This window comes from Burkholderiales bacterium, assembly GCA_015075645.1.
Taxonomy (GTDB): Bacteria; Pseudomonadota; Gammaproteobacteria; order Burkholderiales; family Casimicrobiaceae; genus VBCG01.
Window position 1 is genome coordinate 128,464 of sequence record JABTUF010000003.1, and the last position, 14,167, is coordinate 142,630.

The 14,167-nt window shown below is 73.4% G+C and carries 16 protein-coding genes; 11 read left to right on the top strand and 5 right to left on the bottom strand.

Features of this window, described 5'->3' with window-relative positions:
* Positions 1–9: 9 nt before the first annotated feature.
* Genes rph through HS109_07505 form a run of 7 tightly spaced genes read left to right on the top strand, consistent with a single transcriptional unit; the run spans position 10 to position 5,159 of the window.
* Positions 10–753, top strand: a complete 744-nt coding sequence (rph, locus tag HS109_07475) for a ribonuclease PH (protein ID MBE7522209.1) — start codon at positions 10–12, stop codon at positions 751–753.
* A complete protein-coding gene (rdgB, locus tag HS109_07480; GenBank protein ID MBE7522210.1) occupies positions 750–1,367 on the top strand; it encodes an RdgB/HAM1 family non-canonical purine NTP pyrophosphatase in 618 nt (205 codons plus the stop codon). The genes rph and rdgB overlap by 4 nt, the downstream gene beginning before the upstream one ends.
* Positions 1,364–1,798, top strand: coding sequence for an acyl-CoA thioesterase (locus HS109_07485; GenBank protein ID MBE7522211.1), 435 nt, complete (start codon positions 1,364–1,366; stop codon positions 1,796–1,798). Before rdgB ends, HS109_07485 begins: the two co-directional genes overlap by 4 nt.
* 4 nt (positions 1,799–1,802) lie before the next feature.
* Positions 1,803–3,017 carry an oxygen-independent coproporphyrinogen III oxidase-like protein gene (locus HS109_07490; GenBank protein ID MBE7522212.1) on the top strand — a complete coding sequence of 405 codons (1,215 nt, stop codon included), beginning with the start codon at positions 1,803–1,805 and terminating at the stop codon, positions 3,015–3,017.
* On the top strand, positions 3,014–4,309 hold the full coding sequence (locus HS109_07495; protein MBE7522213.1) for an amidase: 1,296 nt from the start codon (positions 3,014–3,016) through the stop codon (positions 4,307–4,309). Before HS109_07490 ends, HS109_07495 begins: the two co-directional genes overlap by 4 nt.
* Entirely contained in the window at positions 4,306–4,470 is a 165-nt protein-coding gene (locus HS109_07500) for a hypothetical protein (GenBank protein MBE7522214.1), read from the top strand. The genes HS109_07495 and HS109_07500 overlap by 4 nt, the downstream gene beginning before the upstream one ends.
* A gap of 2 nt (positions 4,471–4,472) precedes the next feature.
* Complete coding sequence (locus HS109_07505) at positions 4,473–5,159, top strand: gamma-glutamylcyclotransferase (GenBank protein ID MBE7522215.1); 687 nt, start codon at positions 4,473–4,475, stop codon at positions 5,157–5,159.
* Between the two features lie 17 nt (positions 5,160–5,176).
* Here HS109_07505 and HS109_07510 read toward each other — a convergent pair whose 3' ends face one another.
* The 3 genes from HS109_07510 to HS109_07520 all read right to left on the bottom strand — a co-directional run bounded on the left by HS109_07510 (position 5,177) and on the right by HS109_07520 (position 8,087).
* Positions 5,177–6,541 carry a sensor histidine kinase gene (locus HS109_07510; GenBank protein MBE7522216.1) on the bottom strand — a complete coding sequence of 455 codons (1,365 nt, stop codon included), beginning with the start codon at positions 6,539–6,541 and terminating at the stop codon, positions 5,177–5,179.
* A complete protein-coding gene (locus HS109_07515; GenBank protein MBE7522217.1) occupies positions 6,541–7,218 on the bottom strand; it encodes a response regulator transcription factor in 678 nt (225 codons plus the stop codon). Before HS109_07515 ends, HS109_07510 begins: the two co-directional genes overlap by 1 nt.
* A gap of 125 nt (positions 7,219–7,343) precedes the next feature.
* On the bottom strand, positions 7,344–8,087 hold the full coding sequence (locus HS109_07520; GenBank protein ID MBE7522218.1) for a pteridine reductase: 744 nt from the start codon (positions 8,085–8,087) through the stop codon (positions 7,344–7,346).
* Positions 8,088–8,165: 78 nt separating this feature from the next.
* On the opposite strand from HS109_07520, the gene HS109_07525 reads away from it, so the two are divergent.
* Positions 8,166–9,347, top strand: coding sequence for an SAM-dependent methyltransferase (locus HS109_07525; protein ID MBE7522219.1), 1,182 nt, complete (start codon positions 8,166–8,168; stop codon positions 9,345–9,347).
* A 17-nt stretch (positions 9,348–9,364) separates the two neighbouring features.
* On the opposite strand, the gene HS109_07530 is transcribed toward HS109_07525, so the two are convergent.
* Together HS109_07530 and HS109_07535 are read right to left on the bottom strand one after the other, a co-directional pair.
* On the bottom strand, positions 9,365–10,198 hold the full coding sequence (locus tag HS109_07530; GenBank protein ID MBE7522220.1) for an amidohydrolase family protein: 834 nt from the start codon (positions 10,196–10,198) through the stop codon (positions 9,365–9,367).
* A 74-nt stretch (positions 10,199–10,272) separates the two neighbouring features.
* Positions 10,273–11,310 (bottom strand): aldo/keto reductase, encoded by a 1,038-nt coding sequence (locus tag HS109_07535; protein MBE7522221.1) that lies wholly within the window; start codon positions 11,308–11,310, stop codon positions 10,273–10,275.
* A 98-nt stretch (positions 11,311–11,408) separates the two neighbouring features.
* Between HS109_07535 and HS109_07540 the strand changes: the two genes are divergently transcribed.
* The 3 genes from HS109_07540 to HS109_07550 are packed head-to-tail and all read left to right on the top strand — an operon-like array spanning position 11,409 to position 14,019.
* The gene (locus HS109_07540) at positions 11,409–12,299 is read left to right on the top strand and encodes a dihydrodipicolinate synthase family protein (protein MBE7522222.1); all 891 of its coding nucleotides are present in this window, start codon (positions 11,409–11,411) and stop codon (positions 12,297–12,299) included.
* Positions 12,300–12,310: 11 nt separating this feature from the next.
* Positions 12,311–13,048, top strand: coding sequence for a GntR family transcriptional regulator (locus tag HS109_07545; protein ID MBE7522223.1), 738 nt, complete (start codon positions 12,311–12,313; stop codon positions 13,046–13,048).
* Complete coding sequence (locus tag HS109_07550; GenBank protein ID MBE7522224.1) at positions 13,045–14,019, top strand: sialic acid TRAP transporter substrate-binding protein SiaP; 975 nt, start codon at positions 13,045–13,047, stop codon at positions 14,017–14,019. Before HS109_07545 ends, HS109_07550 begins: the two co-directional genes overlap by 4 nt.
* The last annotated feature ends 148 nt before the right edge of the window (positions 14,020–14,167 follow it).

Consider the following 14,167-nt stretch of genomic DNA (forward strand, 5'->3'; position numbering starts at 1 on the left):
GTACCGCTCATGGCCCCGCCGACGCGCAGTCTCAACCGCCGCCCCGACCAGTTGCGCCCGCTCGCCTTCGAGCGCGGCTGGACGAAGCACGCCGAGGGCTCGGTGCTCGTGTCGGCCGGCGACACGCGCGTGCTCGTCACCGCGAGCGTCGAGGAGGGCGTGCCGGCGTTCCTGAAGGGCAAGGGGCAGGGCTGGATCACGGCCGAGTACGGGATGCTGCCGCGCTCGACCCACACGCGCACGCGGCGCGAGGCGGCGGAGGGCACGCAGTCGGGACGCACGCACGAGATCCAGCGCCTCGTCGGCCGCTCGATCCGCGCGGTCGCGGACCTCGCCGCGCTCGGCGAGCGCACGATCCGCATCGACTGCGACGTGCTGCAGGCCGACGGCGGCACGCGCTGCGCGTCGATCACCGGAGCCTGGGTCGCGGTCGCCGACGCGGTCGCCCGCTTGCGGGGGCAGGGCCTCGTGGCCGGGGCGCCGCTCACCGACCACGTCGCCGCGGTGTCGGTCGGGATCGTCGGCGGCGAGGCGTTGCTCGACCTCGACTACGCCGAGGACTCGTCCTGCGACACCGACATGAACGTCGTCATGACCGGCGCCGGCGGATTCGTCGAGTTGCAGGGCACCGCGGAGGGTGCGCCGTTCAGCCGGGCGCAGTTCGACGCGCTGCTCGACCTCGCGCGCGGCGGCATCGCGAGACTCGTCGCCGCGCAGCGCGAGGCGCTCGGGCAGCGGGGCGCGCCGCGATGATCGAGCGTCTCGTGCTCGCCTCGAACAACGAGGGCAAGCTGCGCGAGTTCCGGCGCCTGCTCGCGCCGCACCGGATCGAGGTCGTCGCGCAGGCCGAACTCGGCGTCCCGGAAGCCGACGAGCCGCACCCGACCTTCGTCGAGAACGCGCTCGCGAAGGCGCGGCACGCGAGCGTGCACGCGCTCCTCCCGGCGCTCGCCGACGACTCCGGGATCTGCGTCGCCGCGTTGGGCGGCGCGCCGGGGGTGCACAGCGCTCGCTACGCGGGCGAACCGAAATCCGACGCGCGCAACAACGCGAAGCTCGTGGCCGCGCTCGCCGGCGTCGCCGATCGCCGAGCGCACTATGCGTGCGTGCTGGTGCTGGTCGAAGCTGCGGACGATCCCGAGCCGGTCATCGCGGAGGGACGCTGGCACGGACGCGTGATCGATGCGCCGCGCGGCCACGGCGGCTTCGGCTACGACCCGCACTTCGAGGACCTCGCGTCCGGACTCACCGGCGCGGAACTTCCGCTGGAACGCAAGAACGCGCTCTCGCACCGCGGGCGCGCGATGCGCGAACTGATCGCGACGCTCGTCGAGCGCGAACTCGTGCCCGCGGCGGTGTCGGCATGAGCCGGCGCGTCGAGACCGCGCGCGGGACCGTGCACAAGTGGCAGTGCGACCACATGGGCCACGTGAACGTGCGCGCCTACGGCGAACGCTTCGAGGAGGCGTGCTGGCAGTTCTACGCGATGCTCGGGATCCGGCCGTCGCGGCTGCGCGCCGGCGAGATCCACATGGCCGCGGTCCAGCAGGACACGGCCTACCGGAAGGAGCTGCTGGGCGGCGACGTCGTGGTCGTGCACACGACGATCCTCGAAGCTCGCGACAAGGTGCTGAAATTCATGCACGAGATGGTGAACGGCGAGACCGGCGAGGTCGCGGCGACCAGCACGTTCACGGTCGTCTGCCTCGATGCCGCGGAGCGGCGTTCGCGCGCGTTCCCGCCCGACGTGCTCGAACGCGCCCGCGCGCTGCTCTCGGGTGCCTCCGACGAAGACTGACCCGATGGCCCCGGCGATGGCACCGACGCCGCGTTCTTCGCCGACGTTCCGCGAACTTCCGCCGCTGTCGCTCTACGTCCACCTGCCGTGGTGCCTGGCGAAGTGTCCGTACTGCGACTTCAACTCGCACGAATGGCGCGGCGGCGGCATGCCGCCCGAGGACGCCTACGTCGACGCGCTGGTGTTGGACCTCGAGCAAGCGCTGCCGTCGGTCTGGGGGCGCCCGGTGTCGACCGTGTTCCTGGGCGGAGGCACGCCGAGCCTGTTCGCGCCCGAGGCGATCGACCGGCTGCTCTCGGCGGTGCGCGCGCGCGTCGCGCTCGTGCCGGGCACCGAGGTCACGATGGAGGCGAACCCCGGAACGTTCGAGCGCGCGCGCTTCGAAGGCTACCGCGATGCCGGCGTGAACCGGCTGTCGATCGGCGTCCAGAGCTTCGCGCCGCGCAGTCTCGCCGCGCTGGGACGCGTCCACGACGGCGCGGAGGCGCGCGCGGCCGCGGCGGCCGCGGTCGAACTGTTCGACGAGGTCAACCTCGACCTCATGTACGGGCTGCCCGGCCAGGGCATCGACGACGCGCTCGCCGACGTCGAGACGGCGCTCGCGTTCCGCACTACGCACCTGTCGTGCTACCAGCTCACGATCGAGCCGAACACGCGCTTCCACCGCCATCGGCCGGAACTGCCCGACGAGGACGAGGTCGCCGACATGCACGAGGCGATCGCCGCGCGCCTCGCGTCCGCCGGCTTCGCGCACTACGAGGTGTCCGCGTACGCGCGCCCCGGCCACCGCTGCCTGCACAACCTCAACTACTGGAGCTTCGGCGACTACCTCGGCATCGGCGCCGGCGCGCACGCCAAGGTGTCGATGCCCGCATCGATCGTGCGCGAGGTCCGTTGGAAGCAACCGAAGCAGTACATGGCGCGCGTCGCGGCCGGCGAGCCGGTGATGGAGCGGCGCGAGGTCGCGCCCGTCGAACTGGGCTTCGAGTTCATGCTGAACGCGCTGCGCCTCGTCGACGGCGTGCCCTCCGCGCTCTTCGCCGAGCGCACCGGCGTGCCGATCGCGTCGATCGCCCGCGAGATCGCGGCGGCGACGTCCCGCGGCCTGCTCGATCCCGATCCGGCCGTGCTGCGCGCGACGCCGCTCGGCCAGCGGTTCCAGAACGAACTGGTCGCGATGTTCCTGCGCGAGCGCGCCCCCGCGAAGGCGCCGGGATGAACGCGCTCCACGCGAGATCCCTCGCGGAACTCGCCCCCGCGCTGGCGTCCGGGCATCTGCGGGCGCACGAACTGGCGCACGCGCTCATCGCGCGAATCGCCGCCACCGACGCCGGCGTGCGCGCATGGGCGCACGTCGACCGCAGCATCGCGCTCGACGCCGCGGCCCGGCTCGACGACACGCCGGTCGGCGCGCGCGGAGGGGCGTTCGGGCTGCCGCTCGGCGTGAAGGACATCATCGACACCGAGGAGTGGCCGACCGAGCTGGGCTCGCCGATCGCCGCGGGACGGCGCCCCGGCGAGGACGCCGCCTGCGTCGGGCGTTGGCGGGCAGCGGGCGGTCTCGTGCTCGGCAAGACGGCGACCACCGAGTTCGCCTACATGCATCCGGCCGCGACCGCGAACCCGTGGAACGCGCGCCACACGCCGGGCGGATCGTCGTCGGGATCCGCGGCGGCGGTGGCCCTCGGACAGGTGCCCGCCGCGCTCGGCACGCAGACCAACGGCTCGATCATCCGCCCGGCCGCGTACTGCGGCGTCGTGGGCTTCAAGCCGACGGTGGGGCTCGTGCCGTTCGACGGTGTGCACGTGTTCAGCCCGACGCTCGACACGCTCGGCACGTTCGCGCGCTCGGTCGTCGACACCGCGATCGTCGTGCACACGCTCGCACCGGCGATGCCGCGCGGGGTCGCGGCCTCGCGGCCGCCTCGCCTCGCGTTCATCCACCGCTTTCCCTGGACCGCCCCGGTCGAGGACGGCGGCGCGCTCGACCACGCCGCCAATCATCTGCGCCGCGCGGGCGCGGACGTCGTCGCGGCGGCCATGCCCGACGCGCTCGCGGATGGACGCGACGTGCACCGCGCGATCATGCTCTCCGAGGGCGCCCGTGCGCTCGGATCGTTGCAGTCGCGCGAACGCGCGCGGATGTCGGCGACGCTGAACGCGGGTCTCGACGAGGGCCGGACCGTCTCCGTCGAGGCGCACCTGCACGCGCTGGCCGCGCGCCGGGCGATGATCGCGGCGGCCGTGTCCTGGCTCGCGGACTACGACGCGCTGATGGCGCCGTCCGCGCCGTCGCCGGCGCCCGAAGGGCTCGCCGCGACCGGCGACCCGTCGTGCTGCACCTTCGCCTCGCTCATGGGCTTCCCGGCGATCACGATTCCGATCGGCCACGGCGCGAACGGGCTGCCGGTGGGCATGCAACTCGTCGCGCGCGGCGGCGAGGACGCGGCGCTCCTCGGCGTCGCCGCTTGGTGCGAGTCCCGGCTGCCGCGCTGGCGGGGGCTCGTGTGAAGCGCGCGAAGCGGCACGTGGTGCCCAAGCCGCGCAATCCGGTCGCTCGCTCGCCGCTCCTCGCCAAGGGGGGCGCGCACGGCAAGACGACGGCGGCGAAGCGCCGGGCTGCGGCGATGGAGCTCGCGAAGCTCGCCCGCGAGCCGGAGCGGGAGGACTGAGCGTGACGCTCTCCCGGAGCGACCTCGAACGTGGCCGCATGCGCGAGATCTACGCGGCGACGATCGGCGCTGCGTATGCGCTCGACGACCATGCGCTCGACAGGTCGCTCGCGGCGACGCTGGCGGAGCGGCCGAAGGGCGCGGGCTGGTGGGTGTTCGCCTACGGGTCGCTGCTGTGGAATCCGCTGTTTCCGGTCGCCGACGCAATACCCGCGACGGTGCACGGACTGCACCGGCGCTTCTGCCTGCGATCGCTCGCCTCGCGCGGCACATGCGAGCGCCCGGGCCTCGTGCTCGGCCTCGAGCGGGGCGGTGCGTGCCGCGGCGTCGCGCTTCGACTTCCCGCGGCGCTCGCCCGAGACGAACTCCGACTGCTGTGGCGGCGCGAGATGGTCGTCGGATCGTACCGGCCGGTGTGGGTGCGCGCCCGCGCGCGCGGGCGGACGTTGGTCGCGCTGACGTTCGCGGTGCAGCGCGACCACCCGCAGTACGCCGCGCTTCCGCTCGGACGGCAGGCCGACGCGATCGCGTCCGCGCAGGGCGCGTTCGGCAGCTGCTGCGACTACCTGGCGCGAACGCGCGAGGCGCTCGCCGTCCACGGCATCGTCGATGCCTACCTCGAGAGGCTCGCGACCGACGTGGCCGCGCGGCAGCGACACTCGGGCGTCCGGGGGCCTTCCCGGGCCTGACGCGCGGGGCGCGGGCGTCAGTTCGGCACGATCGCGGCGAAGCGCACGATCACCGCGGTTCCTCGGCCGGTCGGGGGCGTGACGAGTTCGACCGAAGCGCCGTGCCGGCCGGCGACTTCGCGCACGATCGCGAGGCCGAGTCCCGAACCGTCGCCCGGCGAACCATCGACACGGAAGAATCGCTCGAAGATTCTGGGCCGCGCGGACTCCGGCACGCCCGGGCCGTCGTCCTCGACCGCGAGGAACGGGCGGCCGTCCTCGAGGCCGCAACGGACGGTCACGACGCTGCCGGACGGCGCATAGCGGATCGCGTTGTCGATCAGGTTGCCGAGCAGCTCGCGCAACATGACCTCGTCGCCCTGAACTTCCGCGTGTTCGAGCTCGAAGCCGAGATCGATGTCGCGCTCGATCGCGCGGGCGGCCCAGTCGCGCGCCGCGGCATCGCCGAGGCGGTAGAGATCGAACGGACGCATCCGGCCCTGGGCCTCGGCGTCGCCCTCGGCGCGCGCGAGCGCGAGGAGCTGATGCGCGAGGCGCGACGCGCGGATCGTCGCGGCGTGCATCTTCTCGAGTTCTGCCGCCACCTCGGGCGCGTGCGGGCGACGCCTCAGGAGTTCGAGCTGCATCCGCAGGCCCGCGAGCGGCGTGCGGAGCTGATGCGCCGCGTCGGCGACGAAGCGCTGCTGGCTCTCGACGGCGAGCCTCAGCCGGTCGATCAGGCGGTTGAGCGCGCGCATGGCGGGCTTCACCTCGTCGGGCGCGCCGCCCGTGTCGAGCGGCTCGAGATTGGTGGGCGCGCGGTCCAGCAGGTCGTCGCGCACGCGATCGAGCGGCGCGAGGGCGCGGCCGACCGCACCCCACACCAGCGCCAGGGCCACGACCGCGACGACGAGCGTGGGCAGGAGGGCGGCGACCAGCACTTCGCGCACCAGCCGGTTGCGCTTGTTGAGCGTCTCGCCGACCAGCACCGTGAGGCCGTTGCTCGCCCGGTACGACGCGACGCGCATCCGGCTGCCGCGCCAGGTCACGTTGTGGAACATCGCGTCGCCCGGGGTGACGGGCACGGCCACCATCGGAAGGTCGGCCTCGCCGGCGACGACGTGGCCCCGCGCATCGCGGATCTGGAAGGCGAGCCGGTCGGATTCGTCGAACAGCAGCGCTCGCCGCGCGTCGACGGACAGTTCGAGACGCAATGCGTCCGCGTCCCCCCGGACGCTGCCGGCGAGCGCGACGGCGGGGTCGAGCAGCGACCGGTCGTAGGCGTCGGCGGCCATGCGCACGCCCACGTTCCAGGCGATGACCGCGGTCGCCACCACGACCGCGAGCAGGACGCCGGCCATCGAGAGCAGCACCCGATGGCGAATCGACGTCGGCGCGCGCATCAGCCCCCGTCGGGGCGATTGTTCCAGAGGTAGCCGAACCCGCGCACGGTGCGCAGGTGGACGCCGGCGGGCTCGATCTTCGCGCGGAGCCGCGACACGTACACCTCGACGGTGTTCGTGGCGACCTGCTCGTTCTGGCTGCACAGTTCCTCGATGATCTCGTCCTTGGACAGGACGCGCCCCGGGTGCTGCAGGAACATGCACAGGAGCGCCCACTCGCGCGTGGTGAGGTCGACCGGATTGCCGTGGATCTTCAGCCGCCGGGCCGCGAGATCGACGTGCATCGCGCCGATCTCGACGATCGGCGTGGCCGGCACCTCGGGGCGGCGGAGCAGCGCGCGCACGCGCGCCTCGAACTCGTCGAGCGAGAACGGCTTGGTCAGGTAGTCGTCCGCGCCGAGGTCGAGGCCGTGCACACGGTCCTCGACCGCGTCGCGTGCCGTCAGCATCATGACGCGCGTGGCGTCGCCGCGCGCGCGCAGGCGGCGCAACACCTCGAACCCGTCGATCCCGGGCAGGCCCACGTCGAGCACGATGAGGTCGTGCGCGCCCCCGCTCGCGATCCGGTCGGCGACGTCGCCTGCGCTGGCGACCGCCGGGGCATGGCCGGCCGCGCCGAGCGCGCGGGCCAGGCCGTCGGCGAGCAGCGGGTCGTCCTCGGCGATCAGCACTCTCATGCGGCTAGCGTACCAAACTGCGCCCCGCCTCGGGGAGCGAAGTTGGCTATCGCGCCGCCGGGCGCGTCCCGTCTGACGGACCGCTGACAGGCGCGCCGCCCCCCGGCGCCTGACGGGGCGCCGGATCACGGAATGGCGATGGAGCGGCCGCCGTCGACGTTGATCGTCTCGCCGGTGACGTAGGGCGCGTCCGCGAGCAGGAAGTGCGCGGCGCGCGCGATGTCGTCGGGCGAGCCTTCGCGCCGGAGCGGCGTGTGCGAGATGATGCGCTGGCGCGACACCTCGTCGAAGGTCTCGTCGCCGTCCGGCCACAGGATCGGGCCCGGGGCGATCGCGTTCACGCGGACCTCGGGCGCGAGTTCGCGCGCGAGCGCGCGCGTGAGTCCGGCGAGCGCCGCTTTCGCGGTCGAATACACGACGTAGTGGCGCAGCGGCCGCTCGGCATGGATGTCGCTGATGTTGACGATCGCGCCCTGCGCCTTGCGCAACGGAGCCGCGGCGGCCTGCGCGAGGAAGAGCGGCGCGCGGACGTTGGTGCCCATCAGGTCGTCCCACTGGACGGGTTCGATCTCGCCCATCGCCGTCGGATAGAAGCTCGACGCGTTGTTCACCAGCGCGTCGAGGCGGCCGAAGCGCAGCACCGTCTGGTCGACGATCGAGGGCAGCTTGCCCAGGTCGAGCAGGTCGGCCTGGATCAGCGCGACCGAGTCGGCGCGCGTGCCGTTGAGTTCCGCCTGCAGCAGACGGGCCTCGCCGGCGGACGACCGGTAGTGCAGCATCAGCCGCGCGCCCGCGGCGTGCAGCCTGCGGCAGATCGCCGCGCCCACGCGCTTCGCTCCGCCGGTGACCAGCACGACCTTGTCCTGCACGCGCGCTCCCGCGGTCCGCGCCGGGCGAATTGTCGACTTGGGTACACTAGCACAAGCCGCGCGATGCGCGGAGTGCCGATGCGGACGCGACGCGATCCCGACACCGCGCTGCCCGAGCCGGACGCGGACGCCAGGGCGCACGCCGCGCGCGTGCGCGCGGCCATCGTCTCCGCGCTCGAGGCGCGCGGCGGCTTCCTGCCGGTGCGCGACTACGTGGAACTCGCGCTCCATGCGCCCGGCCTGGGCTACTACGCTGCGGGCGCTCGCAAGTTCGGCGCGGCGGGCGATTTCACGACCGCGCCGGAGATGACGCCGCTCTTCGGCGCCGCGCTGGCCTGCCAGGTCGCGCGGATCCTCGAGGCCACGGAAGCGCGCGAGATCGTCGAACTCGGCGCGGGCAGCGGAGGGCTCGCGATCGCGTTGCTGCGCGAACTCGACCGCCTGGACGCGCTGCCCTCCCGCTACGCGATCGTCGAGCCGAGCCCGGACCTGCGCGAACGCCAGCAGGCCGCGATCGTGCGCGACCTGCCGTCGTGGAGCCGCCGGGTCGCGTGGCTCGACGCGCCGCCCCCGCGCATCGACGGCGCGATCCTGATGAACGAAGTGCTCGACGCGGTGCCTCCCGACGTCGTGGCGCGCATCGGCGGGCGCTGGCACGAGCGCGGCGTGACGCTCGACCGGCATGGGAACCTGGCGCTCGCCGATCGCGCGCTCGCGGACGCGGCGCTCGAGGCGCTCGCGCGCGAGCGGTTCCCGGGTTCGGGCGACTACGCGAGCGAGATCCCGCGCGCGGCGGAGGCGCTGGTCGAGGATCTCGGACGCCGTCTCGCGAGCGGCGCGCTCGTGGCGATCGACTACGGATTTCCGCGCAGCGAGTTCTACCACCCCGAGCGCTCGCGCGGCACGATGATGGCCCACTACCGCCATCGTGCCACCGAGGACATCTTCCTCTGGCCGGGGCTCGCGGACCTCACCACGCACATCGACTTCACCGGCGTCGCGGAGGCCGGCGCGCGCGCCGGCCTGGGCGTCGCGGGCTACGCGTCGCAGGCAGCGTTCCTGATCGGCTGCGGGATCCTCGACCGCCTCGCGGCCGCAGGCGATCCTTCGACGCCTGCCTACCTGCGCGAAGCCGGAGCGGTACAGCAGTTGCTCTCGCCCGCGGAGATGGGCGAGATCTTCAAGGTGATCGCGCTCGAGCGCGGCGAAGCGATCCGCTGGCCGGGCTTCGCGCTGGGCGACGCGAGCTACCGGCTCTGACCTCCGGCGGGCGTGCGTCAGGCGGCTGCCGGACGGCCGAGGTAGACGCGCGCGGCGTTGCCGCCCAGCACCGCGGCGCGCTGCGGCGGCGACAGGTCGTCGAGCGCGCGGAGCGTGAGTGCGCGCCAGCGGTCGTAGCCTCCGGCGAGGTTCACCACCGGCCAGTCGCTGCCCCAGAGGAGCCGGCCCGGCCCGAACAGGTCGACGAGCGCGTCGATCCACGGCGCGAGCTCCGCGGCATCGTCGCCGGAGCGCGCCTCGGTGACGAGTCCCGAGAGCTTGCAGACGACCCGCGGGTGCGACGCGACCGCCGCGAGGTCCGCGCGCCAGGCGTCGATCTCGCGTTCGCGGATGCGCGGCTTCGCGCCATGATCGACGACGATCTGCAGACCCGGATGGCGCTCGACCACCGCGGCGAGTCGGGTCAGATGGCGCGGCAGCACCAGCGCGTCGAACACGAGTCCGTGCGCGACCATGGCATCGAAGACCGGCGCGAGGTCGCGCCGCGCGAGCCAGTCGTCGTCCGCGATGTCCTGCACCATCGGTCGCAGGCCCACGAGCGCACGCTCGCCGGCCAGCCGTCCGACCGCCTCCGCGGCATCGGGCGCGTCGAAGTCGGTCCAGCCGACGACGCCCGCGACGAACGGCGTGTCCCGCGCGACCTCGACGAGCCAGCGCGTCTCGGCCTCGGTCGGCGCGGCCTGCACGAGGATCGTGCGCGCGATGCCGTGGCGCGCGAGGATCGGCGCGAGGTCGTCCGGCCCGAAGTCGCGGTGGATCGCTCCGAGCGCGGGCGTGAGCCAGGTGTAGTCGCCGCGCGCGAGCCGCCAGAAGTGCTGGTGGGAATCGATCCCCCCGGAGCGGCCGTCGGCCGCCTCCCCCCAGGGGGCGCCGCGCGCTCGGGGCGGCTCTGAGCGCGCGCCGATCACGCGGGCACCGGGGCGTCGTCGCGCAACAGCCGCGCGGCCTTGAGGTCGGCCCAGAGCGCAGGCGGGACCGGGCGGGCGAACAGGTCGGCGTTGCGCCGCACCTCGCCGGGCGAGACCGCGCCGAGCACGACGCTCGACACGGCCGGGTGGCCGAGCACGAACGCGAGCGCGGCGTGCGCGAGCGCGGTGCCGTGCGTCGCGCAAACGCGCTCGATCGCCGCCACCCGGGCGAGCACCTCGGGCGGTGCCGGACGATAGTTGTAGCGCGCGCCCTCGACCGCTCCGGTCGCGAGGATCCCGGAGTTGTAGACGCCGCCCAGCAGGACGCCGATGCCGCGTTCCGCCGCGAGCGGCAGGAAGTCGTCCAGGGCCGGTTGCTCGAGCAGCGAGTAGCGTCCGGCGAGGAGCACGCAGTCGAGGTCGGCCTCGCGCGCGAAGAACGCGCACACCGCGGCGTCATTCACGCCGATGCCGATCGCGCGCACCACGCGCTGGGCGCGCAGGTCGGCGAGCGCGCGCCATGCGCCGGCGAGCGCTTCGCGCGCCCGCGCGAGCGCCGCGTCGCCGTGCGTCCACGGATCGACGTCGTGGACGAGCGCGATATCGACCGAGGCGACGCCGAGCCGCAGCAGCGACTGCTCGAGCGAGCGCATCGCACCGTCGTAGCCGTAGTCGAAGCGCCCCTCGTGCGGCAATCCTCCGGCGTAGCCTTCGGTGCGCGTCACGCCGGCCGGCGCGGGCGCGAAGACCCGCCCGACCTTCGTCGACAGCACGATTCGGCGGCCCGGGCGCCGCCGCAGCGCGGTGCCGATCCGGTGCTCCGAGAGGCCCCGGCCGTACAGCGGCGAAGTGTCGACGAGCGTGACGCCGGCGTCGAGCGCGGTGACGACCGTGTCGATCGCGTCGGTGTCGTCGAGCGCGGTGTAGAGGTCGCCGAGCGGGGCGCCGCCGAAGCCCAGCGTCGACACGTCCGGCCCGCGGCGACCGAGCGAGCGGACCGCGATCCCGGGCGGCGGGGGGGCTTGCGCAACCATCGCGTACATACTAACATGTCAGCATGTCCTCGTCCACGCTCGCCCCCACCTCCACCTCCACCTCCACCTCCACCTCCGCCCCCGCGCCGGCGCGACGGATGCGCGCCCCCGACGAGCGTTTCGGCCTCGGCGTCGCGCTCGTCACCCCCTTCGCCGCGGACGGCCGCGTCGATCTCGCACGGCTGTCGGCGCACGCGCGCCGCTGCGTCGACGACGGTTGTTCGTCGATCACGCTGTTCGGGACCACCGGCGAGGGCGCCTCGCTCGGCATGACGGAGCGTGCCTCGATGCTCGGCGCGCTCGCCAGGGCGGGCCTCGACCTCGCGACGCGCGTGCTGGCGGGCGTGGCCGCGTCCTCGATCGAGGACGCGGCGGCGCAGGCGAACCAGCTCTTCGACGCGGGCGGACGCGGCGTGCTGCTCGCGCCTCCGTTCTATTTCAAGGGCGTCGACGACGAGGGCGTCTACCGCTGGATGGCGTCGGTGATCGAGCGCTGTCGGTCCCCGCGCGGCGTGATTCTCTACCACATTCCGCAGGTCACCGGCGTGCCGCTCGGGTCGGCGCTCGTCGGGCGCCTCGCACGCGCGTTTCCCGGCGTGGTCGTCGGCGTGAAGGATTCGAGCGGCGACTGGACGTCCACCGAACGCCTGCTCGCCGACCATCCGGATCTTCACATCCTCGTCGGCGACGAGCGGCTCCTCGCGCGCGCGGTACGCCACGGCGGGTCGGGCGCCATCAACGGCTTCGCGAACTTCTGCGCGAGCGCCGTGCTGCCGATGGTCGAGCGCGGTGACGAGGTGCCGGGCATCACCGCGCTGGTCGAGATCCTGCTGCGCCATCCGGTGACGCCGGGAGTGAAGGCGCTGGTCGCGCACCGGTACCGCGACGAGGGCTTCGTCGCCACCGCGCCGCCGCTGCTCCCGCTCGCAGCCGCCGCGCGCGCCGAGCTCGCCCAGGCGTTCGATCGTCTCGTGCCGGGTCTGCGCTGACGCGAGCGCGCATGAAGCTCCGCGACCAGGCCTACCAGCGCTTCACGCGCGGCCTGCTCGCCCGCGAGATCCGCGCCGGCCAGTTCGTGTCGCAGCGCGAACTGACCGAGCTGACCGGCATGCCGCTCGGCGCGATCCGCGAACTCATCCCGCGCCTCGAGGCCGACGGCCTGATCCGCACGGTCCCGCAGCGCGGCATGCAGGTGGCGCAGGTCGACGTGCGCCTGATCCGCGACGCCTTCGGATTCCGCATCATGATCGAGCGCGAGGCGGCCGCGCAGTTCGCGCTCCACGCCGGCGACGACGCGTTCCGTCGCCTGCGCGACGACCACGAAGCGGTGCTGGCCAGCGCCGCGAGAGGCGCGAACGCGGCGCTGATCGCGCGCGCGCAGGCGGTCGACGACGGCATGCACGCGACCATCGTCGACGCGCTCGGCAACGGCATCGTGTCGAACGCCTGGCGCGTCAACCAGTTGAAGATCCGCCTGATCCGCCAGAGCGAGACCCGGCTCGACGCCGACCTGGTCGCGCCGGTGATGCGCGTGCACCTGGGCGTGATCGACGCGATCGCGACGCGCGATCCGGTGCGTGCGGCAGAGGCGATGGAGGCGCACATCTCCGCGTCGCGCGACCGCGCGCTCGGGCTCGACGTCGCACCGATACCTGATGCATCCGCCGGGGCGGTCAGGGCCCGGCTCCATGACCCTCGCGCGGCCGCGCCGCGCGCCATTCGAGGAGGACGACGATGAAGCGATGGACGATCGCGCTGGCCATGGTGGCCGCGGGCGCCGCGACCGCGGCAGGCGCGCAGCAGGTGACGATCCGCTGGGGTGACGTGGTGGGCGGCACCCACCCGTCGGTGCAGATGATCGACCGCATCGCCGCCGAGGCGAAGGAGAAGTCGGGCGGGCGCATCGTGATCCAGGCGTTCCCCGGCGGGCAGCTCGGCGGCTCGCGCGAGATGATCGACGCGGTCGCGAACGGCGTGCAGCAGATCGTGACGGAAGGCGCCGCGAACTTCGGCGCCTGGGTGCCGTCGATCTCGGTGGTCGAGGCGCCCTACATCTGGCGCGACGCGGCGCACCTCGACAAGGCGATGAACGGGCCGATCGGCGAGTCGTTCAACGAGACGCTCGTCAAGGCGCGCGGCATGCGCATCCTCGGCACGACCTACTACGGCACCCGCCACATCACGACGACCTCGAAGGCGGTGCGCTCGCCCGCCGACATGGTCGGGTTCAAGCTGCGCGTCCCCGAGAACGACGTGTTCAAGGCGATGGCCGAGGCCTGGGGCGCGAAGCCGACGCCGATGAACTTCGGCGAGCTCTACCTCGCGCTCAAGCAGAACGTGGTCGACGGACAGGAGAACCCGCTGCCGACGATCAAGGCGGGCAAGTTCGACGAGGTCCAGAAGTACCTGGTGCTCTCGGGCCACATCATCACGCCGCGGCTCGTGGTCGTGAACGAGGCGTTCTGGCAGGGGCTCTCCGCGGCCGATCGCAAGATCATCTCGGATGCGGTGAAGAACGGCATCGCGTGGCAGAACGCGGAACTCATCCGGCAGGAGGGCTCGCTCGTCGACACCTTCAAGGCCGCGGGCATGACGGTGATCACGCCCGACCCGAAGGCGTTCCGCGACCCGGTCGTGGCGAAGGTGCCGAAGATGTTCGAGTCGAAGTGGGGCGCCGGCACCTACGACCGCATCCAGGCGATCCGCTAGCCGCGCGCTTCGGGTGTCGGGCTACAGCCCGACGGGCGGAGGGGCCGTGGGTCGGGCTTCAGCCCGACAGGCGGTGTGGCTGTGGGTCGGGCTTCAGCCCGACAGGCGGAGTGCGTGTGGGTCGGGCTTCAGCCCGACGGCGTTCGCA